The sequence below is a fragment of the Paenibacillus sp. LHD-38 genome (assembly GCF_031157315.1).
GTDB lineage: Bacteria > Bacillota > Bacilli > Paenibacillales > Paenibacillaceae > Pristimantibacillus.
This window is the reverse complement of the sequence record NZ_JAVIFU010000115.1, coordinates 1-3,140: the sequence shown is the minus strand read 5'-3', so window position 1 is coordinate 3,140 and position 3,140 is coordinate 1. Positions and strand designations below refer to the sequence as shown.

The window sequence follows — 3,140 nt, the reverse complement described above, 5'->3', positions numbered from 1 at the left end:
CAGATCAATTCTATGCTCACTCGATAGACCAAATCGCATCCTAAAATGCTTAATGACACGAGAAGGAGGACATAACTTATCCCTCAAAAATTCGTGTCTTGACAATGGGGGGCATTACACTTGTCCCCCCGCTTTATACGTATCCAGCATATTCTCGATATTCTCATGGCCAAAGCTCGCTTGCACGACTAGATTGCTGCCTTTAAGCGCGCCTTGATGGCCGAAGGAATCGGTATAAAACCAATGGAACGATTTTTGGTCGTCCAGCACGCTCTCCCTGCCGTCGCCGTATGTCCATTCTCCCGTCATATTGTTGTTCAAGTAAGCCTCGTCGTATTTGATCGTATCCTTATTGTTGGATATCGCTTCTTTGTTTTGCTGTGAATAAACCGTATACGTAACCGGCCAAATATTCGCTATGCCCGACTGCAGCATCATCTTCTCCTGCACGACATATCTCGTCTGCATCCGGTCATAGAGATCGTCCCAGATGTTTAACCCGTTGAATTTCTCGACATTCGGGTCCCTTGAGAACGTAATGACGAAATCGACCGTTTGATCGATCCGCGAATCGATTTGGCTGGACAGAAAGGAAAGCTGCTTCATGTTGGAAGCCCGCAGCTCCTTGCTGATAATATTCGTTGCGATTTCGTTGGAATAAGCGAACAGAATGATGATAGGAATAAACAGGACCAGAATCAAAATATTCATTTTGGCAAAAAGGCTGTACCTCTGCCCCATCTTCTTTTTTACAAACGCTGCGCTTTGGCGTAGTACCATTTCTCGATCCCCCCGGCTGATCTGCCTAACAAAAACCTATGAATCCTAACATTGTCTTATAGTTTCGTGCGGATGCACTTTGTTACTATTTATATCAGGGTTTCAAGTGTTACACAAATATGATTTCACGGAAAGGGAGAATTATGGACTCTAATACCCTATTGCAACCAAACCCTAAAGCTGCCCAGAAAACGAAAAAGAACAGCGGCTATAAGCAGCCATGGATGCTTCATTTGATGGTGCTGCCAGCCGTGCTGCTGGTCTTCATTTTTGCTTATCTTCCCATGTCCGGGCTTGTCATGGCGTTTCAGGATTATAAGGCCGGGCTCGGTATATCCGGCTCGCCATGGGTCGGACTCAAACATTTCCGTTACATGCTCGAGAATGAGTATTTTCTGCAAATTACGTGGAATACGTTATTTTTTGCCTGCTCCAAGATCATTATGAACTTGATCATTCCGTTTATTTTTGCCTTGCTGCTTAACGAGGTACGGAATATGGGGCTCAAAAGATCGATCCAAACGCTCGTCTATTTACCTCACTTTCTTTCTTGGGTAACGCTCTCCGGCATTCTGATCGATGTGCTTGCCCAGACCGGGCTTATCAACCAGTTCCTCTCCAATGTGTTTGGCATAAAGCCGATTTTCTTCCTGGGTGACGGTTTCTGGTTCCGCTTCACGATTATTTTCAGCGATGTATGGATGGAATTTGGCTTTAATACGATTATCATCCTCGCGGCGCTTGCCGGCATTAACCCGGCATTGTACGAAGCGGCCGAGGTCGACGGCGCAAACCGGATCAAGCAAACGATGCATATTACGATACCGGCGCTTATCCCGATTCTCATCGTTGTCGCTACCCTCGCGCTCGGTAACGTGCTTAACGCCAACTTCGACCAAGTGTTCAACCTTTACAGCCCGCTCATCTATCAGCAAGGCGATATTATTGACACATTCGTGTACCGTGAAGGCTTGCTTAGCGGACAATTCAGCTTTGCGACGGCTGTCGGCTTCTTCAAATCCTTGATCAGCTTAATCCTGATCGTTATCTCCTACCGTCTTGCTTATAAATTCGCCGGCTACAGGATCTTCTAGAAAGGGTGACTGCTCATGTATTACAAAACCATGTCTTACCGCATATTCAGCCTCTTTAACAATGTGCTGCTCACCATCATCTCGATTGTCTGCCTGCTGCCGTTGTACCATTTGCTGATGGTGTCCTTAAGCTCGTCCGCTCCGGCTAATGCCGGACTTGTTACTTTTTGGCCGATTGGCTTCACCTTCGAGGCTTACTCCAAAACCTTCGAGAACGCCAACTTTTTGTCTTCCCTTTGGGTATCGGTGCAGCGGACCGTTCTCGGGACGGCGCTTGCCATGGCCGTGAACGCCGTGGCCGCCTATGCCCTATCCAAAGAAACCCGCATCTTCCGGGCGCGGAACATTTATTTATGGTATTTCGTCGTAACGATGCTCTTCAGCGGCGGATTGATTCCAGGCTATATTCTCATACTCAAGCTTGGACTTATGAACACGCTTATGGCGCTTATTCTTCCAGTCACGGTATCGGTATATAACGTTATTCTGCTGCTCAACTTCTTCCGCACCGTGCCGAAAGAGCTTGAAGAAGCAGCTTTCATTGACGGCGCCAGCCACTTGAGAAGCTTTGTCTCGATTTACCTTCCGATCTCCATGCCGGCGATTGCGACGATCTCGCTGTTCACGATGGTTATGCATTGGAACGCTTATTTCGACGGCTTGATCTATATCAAGGAATCGATGGATCTTCCGCTTGCAAGCTTCCTGCAGACCGTTATCGTACAGGCGGATATGAGCAAGTTCGATCCGTCAATCGTTGCGAACAAATCCCAGCGCACGCTTCGGGCATCGCAAATTTTCATCGGCGCCCTGCCCATCCTGCTCGTCTATCCGATCCTGCAGCGCTACTTTGTCAAAGGGATTGTCATTGGCGCGGTAAAGGAATAACGGCCGGCTGTAGGAGCAGCAGCTCCGCTACTATCATTCCGACAGGAGTAGCAGCTCCGCTACTAACACTCCGACCTCACTCATTACAACGATGCGGCGGCTTCACCGCCTGTGACGGACCGAACAGCCGGCAGTCGACTGCATTGGCTTTCAAATTAGTGAAATAGCAAGAAACACAAACAACCAACATGCCTTTGCGGCATGTTGGTTGTTTTATTTTTGCATCTATCGTTTGAAATCGAGATGATTATGTTTCATATCCCCCTGTGTCAGAATAGTTGTCGCCCCCCTCAAAAGAACGTATAGTGAGGAAAAAGAGGCCGAGGTGGAGGACAATGAACCAAGTGAACAAGGAATTGAAGCAGAGCATCTTGCAAC

General features: G+C 47.8%; 3 protein-coding genes. 2 read left to right on the top strand and 1 reads right to left on the bottom strand.

Annotated elements, in window-relative coordinates:
* Window positions 1–114: 114 nt before the first annotated feature.
* Complete coding sequence (locus RCO25_RS34425) at window positions 115–780, bottom strand: hypothetical protein (RefSeq protein WP_309000541.1); 666 nt, start codon at window positions 778–780, stop codon at window positions 115–117.
* Window positions 781–923: 143 nt separating this feature from the next.
* Between RCO25_RS34425 and RCO25_RS34420 the strand changes: the two genes are divergently transcribed.
* Window positions 924–1,874, top strand: coding sequence for an ABC transporter permease (locus RCO25_RS34420; RefSeq protein WP_309000540.1), 951 nt, complete (start codon window positions 924–926; stop codon window positions 1,872–1,874).
* Between the two features lie 15 nt (window positions 1,875–1,889).
* Window positions 1,890–2,762 (top strand): carbohydrate ABC transporter permease, encoded by an 873-nt coding sequence (locus RCO25_RS34415; RefSeq protein ID WP_309000539.1) that lies wholly within the window; start codon window positions 1,890–1,892, stop codon window positions 2,760–2,762.
* Window positions 2,763–3,140: the final 378 nt, after the last annotated feature.